This window comes from Pseudoduganella sp. HUAS MS19, from assembly GCF_053615455.1.
The window spans coordinates 539,105-555,329 of sequence record NZ_CM132133.1; the positions used below are offsets into that span (position 1 = coordinate 539,105).

12 protein-coding genes are annotated in these 16,225 nt (G+C 64.2%); 10 read left to right on the plus strand and 2 right to left on the minus strand.

Translation table 11 applies throughout. The features are described 5' to 3' along the window. Positions 1 to 36 precede the first annotated feature (36 nt). Positions 37 to 1,020 (plus strand): acyltransferase family protein, encoded by a 984-nt coding sequence (locus tag ACWBU6_RS02570; protein WP_452647314.1) that lies wholly within the window; start codon positions 37 to 39, stop codon positions 1,018 to 1,020. On the opposite strand, the gene ACWBU6_RS02575 is transcribed toward ACWBU6_RS02570, so the two are convergent. Next, entirely contained in the window at positions 1,017 to 1,940 is a 924-nt protein-coding gene (locus ACWBU6_RS02575) for an AAC(3) family N-acetyltransferase (protein ID WP_452647315.1), read from the minus strand. The genes ACWBU6_RS02570 and ACWBU6_RS02575 overlap by 4 nt on opposite strands. Beyond that, complete coding sequence (locus ACWBU6_RS02580; protein WP_452647316.1) at positions 1,933 to 3,126, minus strand: hypothetical protein; 1,194 nt, start codon at positions 3,124 to 3,126, stop codon at positions 1,933 to 1,935. The genes ACWBU6_RS02575 and ACWBU6_RS02580 overlap by 8 nt, the downstream gene beginning before the upstream one ends. 197 nt (positions 3,127 to 3,323) lie before the next feature. Here ACWBU6_RS02580 and ACWBU6_RS02585 point away from each other — a divergent pair, with 197 nt between their 5' ends. From ACWBU6_RS02585 to prsR, 9 genes are all read left to right on the plus strand, one after another. Further along, entirely contained in the window at positions 3,324 to 4,223 is a 900-nt protein-coding gene (locus tag ACWBU6_RS02585; RefSeq protein WP_452647317.1) for a TIGR02466 family protein, read from the plus strand. A 10-nt stretch (positions 4,224 to 4,233) separates the two neighbouring features. Then, positions 4,234 to 5,352, plus strand: a complete 1,119-nt coding sequence (locus tag ACWBU6_RS02590) for an acyltransferase family protein (protein ID WP_452647318.1) — start codon at positions 4,234 to 4,236, stop codon at positions 5,350 to 5,352. Next, a complete protein-coding gene (locus ACWBU6_RS02595) occupies positions 5,349 to 6,791 on the plus strand; it encodes a lipopolysaccharide biosynthesis protein (protein ID WP_452647319.1) in 1,443 nt (480 codons plus the stop codon). The genes ACWBU6_RS02590 and ACWBU6_RS02595 overlap by 4 nt, the downstream gene beginning before the upstream one ends. Before the next feature lie 195 nt (positions 6,792 to 6,986). Beyond that, positions 6,987 to 8,627 carry a methyl-accepting chemotaxis protein gene (locus ACWBU6_RS02600; RefSeq protein ID WP_452647320.1) on the plus strand — a complete coding sequence of 547 codons (1,641 nt, stop codon included), beginning with the start codon at positions 6,987 to 6,989 and terminating at the stop codon, positions 8,625 to 8,627. Between the two features lie 326 nt (positions 8,628 to 8,953). Next, on the plus strand, positions 8,954 to 10,243 hold the full coding sequence (locus ACWBU6_RS02605) for a nucleotide sugar dehydrogenase (protein ID WP_452647321.1): 1,290 nt from the start codon (positions 8,954 to 8,956) through the stop codon (positions 10,241 to 10,243). A gap of 33 nt (positions 10,244 to 10,276) precedes the next feature. Beyond that, positions 10,277 to 11,314, plus strand: a complete 1,038-nt coding sequence (locus ACWBU6_RS02610; protein ID WP_452647322.1) for an SDR family oxidoreductase — start codon at positions 10,277 to 10,279, stop codon at positions 11,312 to 11,314. A gap of 73 nt (positions 11,315 to 11,387) precedes the next feature. Next, positions 11,388 to 12,791: a TIGR03013 family XrtA/PEP-CTERM system glycosyltransferase gene (locus tag ACWBU6_RS02615; protein ID WP_452647323.1), complete on the plus strand. Its 1,404-nt coding sequence runs from the start codon at positions 11,388 to 11,390 to the stop codon at positions 12,789 to 12,791. A 15-nt stretch (positions 12,792 to 12,806) separates the two neighbouring features. After that, positions 12,807 to 14,843 carry an XrtA/PEP-CTERM system histidine kinase PrsK gene (gene prsK, locus ACWBU6_RS02620; protein WP_452647324.1) on the plus strand — a complete coding sequence of 679 codons (2,037 nt, stop codon included), beginning with the start codon at positions 12,807 to 12,809 and terminating at the stop codon, positions 14,841 to 14,843. 17 nt (positions 14,844 to 14,860) lie between these two features. Then, the gene (gene prsR / locus ACWBU6_RS02625; protein WP_452647325.1) at positions 14,861 to 16,225 is read left to right on the plus strand and encodes a PEP-CTERM-box response regulator transcription factor; all 1,365 of its coding nucleotides are present in this window, start codon (positions 14,861 to 14,863) and stop codon (positions 16,223 to 16,225) included.

Sequence of the window (16,225 nt, forward strand, 5' to 3'; positions counted from 1 at the left end):
AGACTGAAGATTCTGCACCACGCGACCGGAGCCACAATGCTCAAGCCGAATCTCGATTTCCTGCGTGCGGTGGCCGTGTTGCTGGTGCTGGCGGCGCATGTGGCAGGCTACACCATCCGCACCAATGCGGTTTCGTTCGCAATGGGCCAGCTGGGTGTGATGCTGTTCTTCGTGCATACCAGCCTGGTGCTGATGCAGTCGCTGGAGCGCCAGCAATTGGCCGGGGCTGCCCTGTTCCGCGCTTTCTACCTGCAGCGTGCCTGCCGCATCTATCCCCTGGCTGCCGTGATGCTGCTGGGGATTTACCTGTTCATGGACGAGCAATGGACGCCGTTTGAACTGCTTGCCAACCTCTTGCTGGTGCAAAACCTGGTGTATGCGCGCTATATGTCTTCGGTCCTGTGGACGCTATGCCTGGAAGTGCAGATGTACCTGCTGCTGCCGATGCTGTTCCTGCTGTTGCGGCGGCGGCCGCTGCGCTGGCCCTTGGCGCTGTGGGCGCTGTCGGTGCCGTTGGCCTTGCTGCAGCCGCTGGTCAGTGCCCGCCTTAATGTGTTGGAGTTCGCACCCTGTTTCCTGGCCGGCGTGCTGGCTTGGCGGCTGCAGGGAAGGGAGCGCTTGCCGGGCTGGCTGTGGCCGCTCTTGCTGGCATTGGCGAGCGCCGGCTTTGTCGCTTATGCGGAGCCGCGCGCCAACAACTATGGGCGCTGGCTCGTATGCCTGGCGGTGGGGCTGGCGATTCCCTGGCTGCGCGAGATGGCGGCGCCGCGCCTGAACCGCGCCAGCAACTTCATCGCCAAGTACAGCTATGGAATCTACCTGTTCCATCCGCCGCTGATGGGGCTGGCGTTTCGCACACTGGAGGCGCTTCATCCATTCTGGCAATGGAGCCTTTTCCTGTCGCTCTTGGTGGCGCTGACCGGTCTGGGCTACCACTGGGTTGAATTGCCGATGATACGGCTCGGCGCGCGCTGGAGTGCACGCCAGGCGGGCGGTGCGATGACTGCGCCGGCCGCCTAAGCCAGCGGCCGCGCCGCCAGTTGCTCGGGCGTGGAGTAGATGGTCAGGTTTTCGCCGGCCAAGTGCTGCAGGTGGTCGAAGAAGCCGCGGGCGGGAATCCACCACGATGGGGCTTCGCCCACCTGGCCGGCATGCAGCAGGCCGGCCCGCTTGAACTCCGCCATGAAATACGCGCGCAAATCTTCGCGCGAGCCATGGTCGATGCGCTGTTTTGCCAGCACCGGGTCGAACGGGCGCAGCGGCACTTCGCTGCGCTGGCCGGCCTGGTCGATGCATGGCAGGCGGAAGGTTTCTTCACCCCACACGGGGACCGGGAAGGCGTCGCCCATGGCGTCTTCCAGCACATGGTAAAAGGTGACCGGGCCCATCGAAATGCCCAGGCCCAGCACCTTGGCATTGTCCAGGCCGACGAAGCGCTGCCACGGCGAGCCTTCGCCGAAGACCGATGGCGCGCGGTGGTGGGCTTCGGTCAGGTAGGCTGCGTGACGGCCCCAGGCGGAAACCGAGTGCGTCGGGTGCACGCTGCGCGAGATCCCGCTGCTGGCCAGGAAGGCTTCCGGCAGGCGGCCCATATTGGTGCCGTGCCTGCGTACGTCGAACACATAGTCCTTCATCTCGCAGGTGCCGCGGATCGAGCCGCCCGGCATGTAATAGGTCGGCAGCACCAGCGTGCCCTCCGGGCCGACAGCCTCTTGCAGCGCCTGCACCACGGTGGCGGCGCCGCCTTCCACATAGCCCAGGCTTTTCAGCGAGGAGTGGATGAACACGGCATCGCCCTTGGCAATGCCGAGCCGGGCCAGCCCTGCTACCAGCTCTGCGTGGCTGATATGGCGTTGCGTCTGCTTGATCTCCCTGGCGCTGTTGCGCCTGCGCAGCTTTTCCAGCACGGCCTTGGCCAGGCGCTTGGCCTGACTAAGCATGGCGGGCTTTCAGCAGGTCCTGTTCCAGCAGGTTGGCGTCGATGCAGAATTTGACGGCCCAGTTGAGGAACTCGTAACGGCCGTAGTCGCCATTGACCGGGAACGAACCTTTGACGCCGCCGCGGGTTTCTTTCGGGCCCTCGACCTTGACGCTGCGCCGTACGTACTGGTTCAGGCGCTGGGCGGCGTCGAAGTAGCGCTGTTCGCCGGTGAGTTGGAACAGCAGGAACAGGCAATGGGCATTTTGTACCGAGCCGGTCAGGCAGGCGTATTCGACCGAAGGACGCCACTGGCTGTCCATGCGCCCGGGCAGGAAGCCGTCGGCGCCGACGACCCTGGCCAGGGCATCGCCGGTACGCACGGCGGCCGCCAGCAGTTCGGGGCGTTGCGACAGCAGGTAGCCTTCCAATACGCCGCGCAGCACGTAGCCGATGGTGTGGCTGAGCGGATGGATCGGGTCGTTCAGGCAGTTCGACGCAAACCAGCCATTGGGCTGCTGCTTGGTGAGCGCCCACGCCACTTGGCGCAGGCCGGCTGCGCCGTAACCGTGGCCGGGCGCCACGCGCTCGGCGGCAAACAGGCCCCAGGAGACATGGGTCTCATAGGCTTTTTCGCCGGGCTGGGCAAACGGCGTGGGATGTTTGCGCCAGCAGCCGTCGGCATCGAGCGAATCGCGCAGCCAGGCGGCAGCGCGGTGCATGGCGTCCAGGTATTTCTGCTCGCCGTATTCCTGGGCACCGGCAGCCAGGCCCAGCAGGATCTGCCCGGTGTTGAAGGTGACCGGCACGCGCGGGGTGGAATCGATGCGGCCGCCCTGGAAGCCGCCTTCCGGGAACTGGATGGCCACGAACCAGTCCAGCATGCGGCGCGCGCGCTGGTGCAGTTCCTCGCTTTGCTGGCGGCGCGCCAGTTCGATCACGGTCGGAATGATATAGCCGGTGGTTTCGGGATAGGAGGTGGCCCAGCCCTTGACCAGGCTGAAGTCGCGCGCCACGCCGCCGTCGGACGAGGCCGAATGGTCCTGGGCTGCGCGCAGCCAGTCGGTGCAGGCGGCAAGCACTGCTTCGATGCCCGGATCCTGCGCCGGCAAGCCGCGCTGGTCGGCATCGCGTTCGGACACGGCGCCCAGCGGCAGCGGAGCCTCCGGCGTGAATTTGTTCTTGATCGACCTCAGGAGCTGGAGCATTTTATTTCCGTTAAATGTTGTCAATTGACCATCAAGATGATGCCAGCCGGCCTGGCTGGTGTCAATTTCAGGATTGCTGGAAGAATGTCATTCAGCTAATATGCTGGACGTTTTGATAAGCGCGCTGTGGGGCGTTGGCGCTTGCGACCGCAAGCCAACTCCCTTATCCTGATTGCAATCTCTCTCCCTGGACCGTCATGAATCCCTCGTCCCCGCAGCAGGCGTCGCTGCATGGCGCCAAACTGGACCTGCTGTTCCCTTCGCCCGTCATGTATTTCGATTGGCCCGACAGTGAACAACTGAACCGGGAATTGCGCGATGTGGTGCTGGCGCGACGCACAACCAGTTGTGGCACCGTCAAGACCAACCGCGGCGGCTGGCAGTCCGACGCCGACCTGCAGGATTGGCAGGAAGCGCCGGCGCGCAGCCTGCTGCAGCGCATGACCGGCCTGGCGGCCGAATACGTGGCGCGCCAGACCGGGCGCGACGCCGCGGAATTCGCCACCGGCTGGAAGGTCCGGGCCTGGGCCAATGTCAACGAGCAGGGCCATTACAACCGGCGCCATGACCATCTCGGCGTGCATTCCTTCTTTTCCGGCGTGTACTACGTCAATGTCGGCGACATCGAAGCCGGCCAGGCCGCCGGCGGCCGCACCCGTTTCGAGGATTGCAGTTTCGTGGCGATCGATATCGACCGCAATGCGGACGCGTTGCGGCGCGACTACTTCATGACCCCGCGCAATGGCCGCATGCTGCTCTTTCCCGCCAGCCTGATGCATTCGGTGGAAACCTATGGCGGCAGCCAGCAGCGCATCACCATTGCCTTCAACCTGTACCACCCCAGCTTCACGGTGCCGCGCCTGGGCGAGCGCCTGCAGCAGGACGACTGGTGGATGACCAATTTCCGCGGCCTGGTGCTGCTCAAGCGCAAAATTCCGGAAAAGCTGTATGCGATGCGCCTGCTGCCACGCCAGCTGGCGGCACGCAAGGTCAGCAATCCGTTCTCGCTTAAAGCCTGGGGCCGCCATATCGAGGCGGCCATGCAGCACGCTACCGCGCTGGCCTCGGAACATTTCGAGGCCCGCCGCAATGGCTGAAAAGCAGGGCATGGCACGCAGCTTTTCGCTGTACCTCGACTTGCTGCGCCTGCTTGCGGCCCTGACGGTGATGCTGGCGCACGCGGCTAGCACCAAGACCCTGGCCATGCCGCTGCTGCCCAATTCGGTCGGCCACAATGCGGTCGTGGTGTTCTTCCTGCTGTCGGGTTATGTGATTGCCTTTGTCGCCGACGGCAAGGAAGGCACGGCGCGCGAATTCTGGATCAGCCGCCTGGCGCGCATCTATTCGGTGGCGCTGCCGGCCATGCTGCTGGCGCCGCTGGCCGACCAGGTCGGCCTGGCGCTCAACCCGCAGCATTATGCGGGCGGCCTGACCACCCACGACTATCCCGCGCTGCGCATGGCCGCCAGCCTGCTGTTTGCCAATGAGCTGTGGCTGGTGTCCATCATGCCGTTCTCCAATTCGGCATACTGGTCGCTGTGTTATGAAATGTCGTACTACCTGCTGTTCTCGCTGTGGTGCTTCGGCAGCGGCCGCCGCCGCTGGTTGTGGCTGGGCCTGGCCGCGCTGGCGATCGGCCCCAAGATCCTGCTGCTGGGGCCGGTATGGGCGCTGGGCGTGCTGGTCTATCGCTGGCAGGGCGGCTACCAGCTTTCCGCTGCCATGGGCTGGGCTTGCTGGATGGCGTCGCTGGCGGGCCTGGCGGGCTTCCAGTACTACGACCTCGGCGAGCAGCTGGCGCACTGGAGCGCCCAGCTGCTGGGCGCCGAACTGCACCGGCTGCTGCATTTTTCCAAGCATTTCCTGGGCGATTACGTGTTGGCGCTGCTGATCGCCCTCAATTTCCTGGGGTTCCGCCGGATTGCCGCGCGCTTTGACCCTGTGTTCAACGCTTGCGCGGCGGCGATCCGCAAGGCGGCCAGCTATACCTTTTCCATCTACCTGTTCCATTTGCCGCTGGTGCTGCTGTTTGAAATCCTGTTGGCCGGCATGGGCAAAGGCTATGCCTACCTGGCGGCCGTGCTGGCGGCAACCTTGCTGGCGGTGGTGCTGCTGGGCAGCGTGACCGAGCAGCAGAAGGACCGCTTGCGGCGCTGGCTGGCGCAGCTGATTCCGGCCGGCAAGCCGGCCAAGTTCGATTTCCCGGCGCGGAGCACCGTTAAATGAAAATGCATTCCGAGCTGGCGCGCGGCGTGAAATGGGTGGCGGGGGCCAAGCTGGCTTCCCAGGTGATCACCTGGGGCGTCACGATCTATGTGATGCGCCTGCTGGCGCCGTCCGATTACGGCTTGCTGGCCATGTGCACCGTCGTCCTGGGCTTGCTTGGCATGTTTGCCGAGGTGGGGCTGGGGCCGGCGCTGATCCAGCGCAAGGAAATCAGCGAACAGGATTTGCGGCAAGCGATGGGGGTGCTGTGGCTGGTCAACCTGGGCCTGTGCCTGCTGGCCAACGCGCTGGCGCCGCTGGTGGCCGCCTTTTACGGCGAGCCGCGCCTGCAGGCCTTGCTGCACGTGCTGTCGCTGCAATTCGTGCTGCTGCCGCTGGCCACCGTGCCCGATGTGCGCCTGCAGCGCCGCCTGGAATACAAGCAGCGTTCGCTGGTCGAGCTGACTGCGGCGCTGGCCGGTTCGCAAGTGACCCTGTTCATGGCGCTGTTCGGCGCCGGCGTCTGGTCGCTGGTGGCGGGCATGCTGGCCACCGTGGCCTGGCGCATTGCCGCGCTGAACTGGTGCGCGCCGGGCCAGCCGCGGCCGGACTGGTCACCCAGGGGCATGGGCAAGCTGCTGGGCTTTGGCGGCAGCCTGACCGCTACCCGCCTGCTGTGGTACAGCTTCACGCAAGCGGACGTGGCGATTGTCGGCCGCGTGCTGGGCGACCATGCGCTGGGCTGGTATTCGGTGGCGATGCACCTGGCCTCGCTGCCGGTGCAGCGCATGGCCGGCATCCTGAACCAGGTCCTGTTCCCCATCCTGTCGCGCAACCAGCATGATTTGCCGGCCATCCGCGCCGGCGTGCTGAAAATGCTCGGCTATATCGGCTTGCTATCCTTTCCCTTGCTGTGGGGCATGGCCAGCGTGGCGCCGGAGATCGTGGTCGTGGTGCTGGGCAAGGGCTGGGAGGGCGCCGTGCTGCCGCTGCAGGTGCTGTGCCTGGTGATGCCGTTCCGCACCCTGGCCCAGATGCTGCCGACCGTCACCGATGCCCTGGGCCAGCCGGGCATCAACTTCCGCAATGTGCTGCTGTCCTGCCTGGTGATGCCGCCCGCCTTCTATATCGGCACGCGCTGGGGCATCCAGGGCGTGGCTTATGCCTGGCTGCTGGCTTATCCGGTGGTCCTGTTCTTCAATATGCGCCGCATGCTGGCCGCCATCGGCATCAGCGCTCGGGCGGTGGCAGGGCGGGCCGGCCCGGCTGTGCTGTGCGCCGGCCTGATGTTCGGCGCCGTGAGCCTGGTGCGGGCGCCGCTGGCGGCGCAGCCGCGTGCCTGGGCGCTGGTGGCGGAAGTACTGACCGGCATGCTGGCTTATGCGGCGGTAAGCCTGCTCTTCAACCGCGCCATGGTCAGCGAGGTGCGCGGCATGCTCCGGCGCCAGGCGCCGGCTTGATTGCCAATTCGCAACACAAGGCCATTGAATTTTTCTATTGCAACTTTCCGTGAGTTTCCACTGCGCAGCATCTTCCTATACTTGAGCGCATGACATGGCAGGGGCGCCCGCTTGCGCCCCACCCCGGCCATGCGGACCCCAGCTCCCGGTTCGTGCCAGAACTCCCCCTGCAGATAGCCGACAAGGAGCACCGCCATGCGCCTCAACACCCCTGTCACCAGCCAGGAATTCATCCTGGAGGACGGCAAGACCATTGTCTCGACCACGGACCTCAAGGGCAAGATCACCTACGCCAACCCCTACTTCATCGAAGTCAGCGGCTTTACCGAAGATGAGCTGATCGGCGCGCCGCAAAACATCCTGCGCCACCCCGACATGCCGGTGGAAGCGTTTGCCGACCTGTGGGCCACCATCAAGGCCGGCATGCCCTGGAGCGGGATGGTCAAGAACCGCTGCAAGAATGGCGACCTCTACTGGGTGTATGCCAATGTCACGCCGGTGATCGAAGCCGGGCGCCCGGTCGGCTATATGTCGGTGCGCAGCAAGCCCAGCCGCGATCAGGTGGCGCAGGCTGACAAGCTGTACCGTGAGATCCGCGACGGCAACCCGCGCCGCCTGCGCCTCGAGCGCGGCCGCCTGCGCCTGCCGGGCTGGCGGCACTGGGCCGGCCGGCTGCGCGAGATGTCGCTGGCCAGGCTGATCGGCCTCGGCATGGGGGCGCTGACCGGCTTCCTGACCTTCCTCGCCATTTCCGGCGCCGCGAACCAGGCCCCGCTGTGGATGACGCTGGCCAATGCCGGCTTTATCGCGCTGGCGCTGTGCTTCTGGGGCGCGCTGCACCGCGCCATCGTGCAGCCGCTGCGCATGGCCACCGGCTTTGCACGCAAGATGGCGGGCGGCGACCTGACCGGCGCCCTCGAGATCGGCGCCGACAATGAAATGGGCCAGTTGCTGGCGGCCCTGCGCCAGACCAATGTCAACCTGCACAGCATCATCGGCGACGTGCGCAGCAACTTCGATGAAATCCAGACTGCCACCAGCGAGATCGCCAGCGGCAACCTCGACCTGTCGGGCCGTACCGAGTCGCAGGCCTCGAGCCTGCAGCAGACGGCGGCCAGCATGGAACAGCTCACCAGCAATGTGCAGCAGAGCGCAGCGAGCGTGCACAGCGCCAACGAGCTGGCCGGCCAGGCTTCCAGCGTGGCGGCGGAAGGCGGCGCCATCGTGTCGCAGGTGGTGCAGACCATGGACGATATCAGCCAGTCGTCGCGCAAGATCCTCGACATCATCGGCATGATCGACGGCATTGCGTTCCAGACCAATATCCTGGCCCTGAATGCGGCAGTGGAAGCGGCGCGGGCCGGCGAGCACGGCAAGGGCTTTGCCGTGGTGGCCACCGAGGTGCGCAGCCTGGCCCAGCGCTCGGCCACTGCCGCCAAGGAAGTCAAGCAACTGATCGACAGCTCGCTTGCCAAGGTCGATGCCGGCGCCCGGCTGACCAACAACGCCGGCGCCACCATGAGCGAAGTGATCGAATCGGTGGGCCGCGTCACCCGCGTCATGGATGAGATCCACCACGCCACCCAGGAGCAGAGCCGCGGCATCGGCCAGGTCAACCAGGCGGTGGTGCATATCGACGGCATCACACAGCAAAATGCCGCGCTGGTGGAGCAGGCTGCCGCGGCCGCCAGCAGCCTGGCGCGCCAGGCCGAATGGGTGGCGCAGGCGATGGCCGTGTTCAAGCTGAAGGAGATCGCGGCGCGCAGTGCGTTGCCGGCGCGCAGTGTGGCGCCCTTGGTCCCTGGCAGGCGCCCGGTCATCGCATTGTCGCAATAATCGTTTATCATTTCGACAATCTGGCGGCCTGCGGGCCGCCGCGTTGCTTTGTGGTGCAGGGCTTCCGAAAGGCTGTGACAGCTGTCCGGCTTCCGTGTAAAATTGACAAGCCGTATCAAATGGACAAGTTAATTGGCAAACATTCTATACATTGCTGTCGCATTTGGCCAACGGAAAGCCTGCTGAATTGTTACGCGCTTCATAGTGCCGGACGCATTTTTTTTGCTGCCCACCGGGCGGAAATTGTGAACCGTACATTGTCGTTGCCGGGCTTCTAGCATATATTCTTAGCATAATAGTAATTGGTAATTCTCACGGGAACCGATATGGATCACAACAAGGTTGTAGCAGTGGTAGGTTTGGGCTATGTGGGCCTGCCTCTGGCGGTAGAGTTTGGCAAGAAGCGCAAGACCATCGGCTTCGACCTGTCGCAGTCCAAGATTGAGAATTACCGCAAATTCTGCGATCCGACCGGCGAAGTGTCGGAGGCGGAACTGCGCGAAGCGACCCAGTTGCACGTCACCTATGACCCGGCCGCCCTGGCTGAGGCCGACTACATCGTGGTGGCGGTGCCGACCCCGGTCGACAATGCTCATTCACCGGACTTCAGTCCGCTGGTCGGCGCCTCGACCACGGTGGGCAAGTACATGAAAAGGGGCGCCATCGTCGTGTACGAATCGACGGTCTATCCCGGCGCCACCGAAGAAGTCTGCATCCCCGTGCTGGAAAAGCATTCCGGCATGAAATGGCCGCAAGATTTCAACGTCGGTTATTCGCCGGAGCGCATCAATCCGGGCGACAAGCAGCACCGCCTGACCACGATCCTGAAGGTGGTGTCCGGAGATAATCCAGCAACGCTCGAAGAGGTTGCTAAACTATATGAATCGATAGTGACTGCTGGGGTATACCGCGCTTCCAGCGTGAAAGTTGCGGAAGCGGCCAAGGTCATCGAAAATACCCAGCGCGACCTGAATATCGCGCTGATGAACGAGCTGGCAATCATCTTCGACAAGATCGGCATCGATACGCTGGAAGTGCTGCAGGCGGCAGGCACCAAGTGGAATTTCCTGCCTTTCCGCCCCGGCCTGGTTGGCGGCCACTGCATCGGCGTCGATCCCTACTACCTGACCCACAAGGCCGACATGATCGGCTACCACCCGCAAGTGATCCTGGCGGGGCGCCGCATCAATGACGGCATGGCCAAGTTCGTGGCCGAGAAAACCGTCAAGCAGATGATTGCGGCGGGCTGCCACATCAAGGGCGCGAAAGTGAATGTGCTGGGCCTGACCTTCAAGGAAAACTGCCCTGACCTGCGCAATTCGAAAGTGGCGGACGTGGTGTTTGAACTGAAGTCGTACGGCCTGGACGTGCATGTGCACGACCCGGTGGCCGATTCCGAGGAATCGGTGCACGAATACGGCATCCGCCTGGAAAGCTGGGACAGCCTGCCGCAAGCCGATGCGGTGGTGGCGGCCGTGTCGCACAAGGAGCTGCTGGCGCTGTCGCTGGGCGAGCTGTCGGCCAAGCTGAATCCGGGCGGCGTGTTCATCGATGTGAAATCGGCATTTAATATGGCAGGCCTGGAAGAAGCTGGCTACAGCGTCTGGCGCCTGTAAAAAAGAAGATTAGGGAAGCCTGGGAGGGCTGTTGTGGGCAAGTTTGACGACGTGCGGCTGCACCTGCGTGGCCAGCGATACCATTGGCTGGTGACGGGTGCTGCCGGATTTATCGGTTCCAACCTGGTGGAGGCGCTGCTCAGGCTCGGCCAGCAGGTCACGGGCCTGGATAATTTCGCCACCGGACACCAGCACAACCTGGACCAGGTGCGCGAAGCCGTCGGCTCCGCAGCCTGGGCCTCCTTCAGCTTCGTCCACGGCGACATCCGCGACCTGGCCACCTGCCAGCAAGCCTGCGCCGGCAAGGACTACATCCTGCACCAGGCCGCACTCGGCTCGGTCAGCCGCTCGATCGACGATCCGCTGCTGACCCACGGCACCAATGTGACCGGCTTCCTGCACATGCTGGTGGCGGCGCGCGACGCGAAAGTGAAGCGCTTCGTCTACGCGGCATCGAGCTCCACCTACGGCGACCATCCTGCCCTGCCGAAAGTGGAAGACACCATCGGCCGGCCGCTGTCGCCGTATGCCGTCACCAAGTATGCCGACGAGCTGTACGCCGACGTTTTCGCCCGCACCTATGGCATGGAAACCATCGGCCTGCGCTATTTCAATGTGTTCGGTCCGCGCCAGGATCCGGAAGGCGCCTATGCGGCGGTGATACCGCAGTGGGTGTCGGCCCTGATCCGCAACCGTCCCCTGTTCATCAACGGCGACGGCGAAACCAGCCGCGATTTCTGCTTCATCGACAACGTGGTGCAAGCCAACCTGCTGGCAGCCATGGCCGACAAGCCGGGTGCCGCCAACCAGGTGTACAACGTGGCGCTCAATGAGCGCACCAGTCTCAACCAACTGTACCTGATGATGCGCGAGCTGCTGCAGGAGCGCTTCCCGCACCTGCGCCAGCACCAGGCGCAATACCAGGGATTCCGGGCCGGCGACGTGCGCCATTCGCAGGCCGATATCAGCAAGGCGCGCGAGCTGTTGGGTTTTGATCCTTCGCACCGTATCGGTGAAGGGTTGAAGGAAGCCATGGATTGGTACGTCCGCCACCTGGCCCCGCAAGAATAATTAACGAGACATGGCCGCAAGGCTCCGCGCGCTTTCACGGCCAGCACGAGCAGTAAAGCGGGAGGGAATAAAAATGCTAAGAATTTCCAATCACTACATTTCCAAGGTTGTCTTCAGCCTGCTCTTCCTGGAGGTGTTGATCCTGATTGGCTCGTTCTACGCTGGCGCTGGTCTGCGTTTTTTCGACGGTGAGCAGTTCGCCATACCGAAGCTCGACCACTTCTTCATGTCGGCCTGCATTTTTGCGGCCGCGATCGTGTTCAGCATGTCCGCGCTGGGCATGTACCAGATCAATTTCCAGGAAGGCTTGCGCAATCCCTTCTTCCTGCAATTGATGCCTTCGTTTGCCATGGGCTTTTGCATCCTGACCCTGGTGTTCTACCTGGCGCCCGACCTGTATTTCGGGCGCGGCATCCTGGTGCTGGTGTTCCTGATCTCCGGCGCCGGCATCCTGCTGGCGCGCGCCATGTTCATGAAAACGTCGCGCACCCATTTCCTTGCCACCCGCATCATCTTCCTCGGCAGCGGCGCCATGGCCAAGGAATGCGGCGAACTGGCCACGCGCGAGACCAATTACCGCCGCTACGATGTGGCCGGCTATGTGGCGGTGCCGTCGGAAGAAATCTGCGTGCCGCAGAACCAGCTCCTGCGCCTGCCGGAAGGCGGTTCGCTGGTAGCGCTGGCAAACGCCCAGCGCGTATCGGAAATCGTGGTCTCGGTGCAGAACCGCCGCGGCGGCGCCTTCCCGATCAAGGAACTGCTCGAATGCAAGCTGTACGGCATCCAGGTCACCGACGCCGCCACCTTCTTCGAGCGCGAAACCTACCAGATCCGCGTCGAGTCGGTACAGCCATCCTGGCTGGTGTTCGGCGGCGGCTTCGACCAGAGCTTCATGCGCACCTTCATGAAGCGGTCGGTCGATGTGGTGGCCAGCCTGTCGCTGCTGGTGGTGTCGCTGCCGGTGATGATCCTCACCGCGATTGCCATCGTGATCGAGGACGGGGCGCCGATCTTCTACTCGCAGGAGCGGGTCGGCATGGATGGCCGCGTGTTCCGCGTCCTGAAATTCCGCAGCATGTTCAAGAACGCGGAAAAGAACGGCACGCCGCAATGGGCCTCGAAGAACGACCCGCGCATCACGCGCGTGGGCAATATCATCCGCAAGCTGCGCATCGACGAACTGCCGCAAATCCTCAATGTGCTGAAGGGCGAAATGTCCTTTGTCGGCCCGCGCCCCGAGCGTCCCTACTTCGTCGAGCAACTGACGGAGCGCGTGCCTTATTACAATGTGCGTCACAGTATCAAGCCGGGCATCACCGGCTGGGCCCAGGTGCGCTATGGCTATGGCGATACGGTGGAAGACGCGCTGCAGAAACTGCAGTACGACCTGTACTACGTCAAGAACAACAGCCTGCTGCTCGATGTGCTGGTCCTGATCGATACCATCAAGGTGGTCATGTTCAGGGGAGGCCGTTAAGGACATGGGGGCCTGATGCCGACCAGTATCACCGCCTTCAGTTACGCCAGCGCTGCGCTGGCGTTTCTGTTGTTTAGCGTGCTGGTCCTGACCGGCTGGCGCCAGCGCCCCGACCAGCGTCCGCACCAGCGCGTGCTGGCCACGGCGTCCCTGCTCACCGTGCTGTGGGGCGCCGTGATGGCCAGCGCCACGGTGGTGCCGTGGGCGCCGTGGGTGCTGCACGGCGCCGAATGGTTGCGCAATGCGGCCTGGACCGCCGTGCTGCTGGCCATGCTGGGCCTGTGGCAGCGCACTGCCCGCACCTGCCAGGCCAGTGTCGCCGTGTACGGCGCCATGCTGCTGGCCAGCCTGCTGGCGCAGCAGCTGCCGCCCGGCCTGGCCTTCCACCTGCTGGCCATCGGCCGCCTCGGCATGGCCGTGCTGGGCATGCTGCTGGTCGAGCAGCTCTACCGCGACCGCAGCGTGCAGGTGCGCTGGGCCATGAAATTCATCTGCCTCGGCCTGGGCGCGCTGTTTGCCTACGATTTTTACCTGTACAGCGATATGCTGCTGCTGCGCGAACTCGATCCCGAACTGTGGGCCGCGCGCGGCCTGGTCAATGCGCTGATTGTGCCGCTGCTGGCGGTGTCGCTGTTGCGCCGCGCTTCCTGGCCGGCCCAGCTGGCGGTATCGCGCCGTATCGCCTTCCACTCGGCAGCCCTGCTTGGTTCGGCCGTCTACCTGCTGGCCATGAGCATGGCGGCCTACTATCTGCGCTTTGTCGGCGGCTCGTGGGGCGGCCTGATGCAACTGGCCTTCCTGTTCGGCGCCACCTTCCTGCTGGCGGGCGTGCTGTTCTCGGGCTCCTTCCGCGCCTGGCTGAAAGTTTTCATCAGCAAGCATTTCTACCGCTACAACTACGACTACCGCGAAGAGTGGCTGGCGTTTACCCGCACCCTGTCGGCCACCGGTCCCAACCTGGGCGAGCGCACCATTTCGGCCCTGGCCGAGCTGGTGGAAAGCCAGGGCGGCGCGCTCTGGATCCGGCGCGAGCAGCGCTTCGAACCGCTGGCCTCCTGGCATGTGCAAGCCCAGCACGCGAGCGAGCCGGCCGATTCGGCATTTTGCCAATTGATGGAAAGTAAGCAGTGGCTGGTGGAAGTGGCCGCTCACACCGCGCATGATCCGGAAGTGCCGCTGCCGGCCTGGCTGAAGGCCTTTCCCAAGGCTTGGCTGGTGCTGCCGCTGCTGTTGCAGGGGCGGCTGGCCGGCTTCGTGGTGCTGATGGCATCGCGCAGCGAGGTCAAGCTCAACTGGGAAGTGCTGGACTTGCTGAAAATCGCCGGCACCCAGGCCGCTTCCTACCTGGCCCAGCAGGAAGCCGACAATGCCTTGATGCTGGCGCGCCAGTTCGATTCCTTCAACCGCCTGTCGACTTTCGTGGTGCACGACCTGAAGAACCTGGTGGCCCAGTTGTCGCTGATGACGGCCAATGCGGAAAAACACGCCGACAATCCCGAGTTCCAACGCGATATGATGGAAACCGTGACCCTGTCGGTGCAAAAAATGAAACTGATGCTGCAAAAGCTCAGCCGTACTGCGTCGCCCGAGCGCGCCACCCCGCAAGACCTGGGGCCTTTGCTGGCGCAGGCGGTGGCGCTGAAGGCGGCGTTCGAGCCCAAGCCCACGCTGCAGCTGGACGACGCCGGCCTGAAAGTGCTGGCCGAAGGCGAGCGCCTCGAGCGCGTGCTGGGCCACCTGATCCAGAACGCGATTGAAGCCACCCCGCGCGACGGCAAGGTGTGCGTGCGATTGGCGCGCGACGGCGAACGCGTGCTGGTGGAAGTGGCCGACACCGGCACCGGCATGAGCGAAGAGTTCATCCGCGAGCGCCTGTTCAAGCCGTTCGACTCGACCAAGTCGGCCGGCATGGGCATCGGCGCCTTTGAAAGCCGGGAATACATCCACCAACTGGGTGGAACGCTGCAGGTGCGCAGCGCGCCGGAGCAAGGCACCACATTCACGGTCAGCCTGCCGCTGTACCGCCAGCAAACCATCGAACAAGCCGCCTGAAGGCACAAGGACCTGTTGTGAGCCAGAGCAAACCCAAGCTGTTGATTATCGAAGACGACCCCGGCCTGCAAAAGCAGCTCAAATGGAGTTTCGACGACTATGACGTGGTGGTGGCGGGCGACCGCGAAGCGGCGCTGGCCCAGTTGCGCCGCCACGAGCCTGCCGTCTGCACCATGGACCTCGGCCTGCCGCCCGACCCGGATGGCGCCACCGAAGGCTTGGCCACGCTGCAGCAGATCCTGGCGCTGGCGCCGGACACCAAGGTCATCGTCCTGACCGGCAACCAGGACCGCTCGCACGCGGTGCAGGCGATCGCCATGGGCGCCTACGACTTCCACCAGAAGCCCTGCGAGCCGGAACTGCTGGCGCTGGTGATCAGGCGCGCCTTCTTCCTGCACGGTTTGCAGCAGGAAAACCGCCGCATGCAGCAAGGCAGCGCCGATTCGCCGCTGGCCGGCATCATCTCGCGCGACCCCGGCATGCTGAAGGTCTGCCGCCAGGTGGAGAAAGTGGCGCCCAGCTCGGCCACCACCATGGTGCTGGGCGAATCGGGCACCGGCAAGGAAGTCATCGCGCGCGCCCTGCACCAGGGCAGCCCGCGCGCCAAGGAACGCTTCATGGCCATCAACTGCGCCGCGATTCCGGAGACGCTGCTGGAATCGGAGCTGTTCGGCTACGAAAAGGGCGCCTTCACCGGCGCCGTCAAGCAGACCAAGGGCAAGGTGGAAGCGGCCAACGGCGGCACCTTCTTCCTCGACGAGGTGGGCGACCTGCCGATGCCGCTGCAAGCCAAGCTGCTGCGCTTCCTGCAGGAGCGCGTGATCGAGCGCGTCGGCGGCCACGAGGAAATCCCGGTCGACGTGCGCATCGTCTGCGCCACCCACCAGAACCTGAAAGAGCTGGTGAAGGCCGGCCGCTTCCGCGAAGACTTGTACTACCGCCTGTCGGAAATCGTGCTGACCATCCCGCCGCTGCGCGAGCGCGACGGCGACGCGGTGCTGCTGGCACAGCACTTCAAGAACCGTTTCTGCGCCCAGGAAGGCCGCGCCAACCTGCACTTCAGCCCGGACGCGCTGGCCCAGATCGCCCACCACGACTGGCCGGGCAATGTGCGGGAAATGGAAAACTGCATCAAGCGCGCCATCATCATGGCCGACGGCCCCGCCATCACGGCCGACGACCTGGGCCTGTCCGGCGCGCCGGTGGAAGAAGAACCGTTCAACCTGCGCCAGGTGCGCGACGAAGCCGAGTATCGCGCCATCGTGCGCGCGCTGGCCCGCGTCGAAGGCAATATCGTCAAGGCTTCCGAACTGCTGGGCGTATCGCGCCCGACCCTGTACGACCTGCTCGAGCGCCACGCCATCAAGGCTTCGACCTCCTGA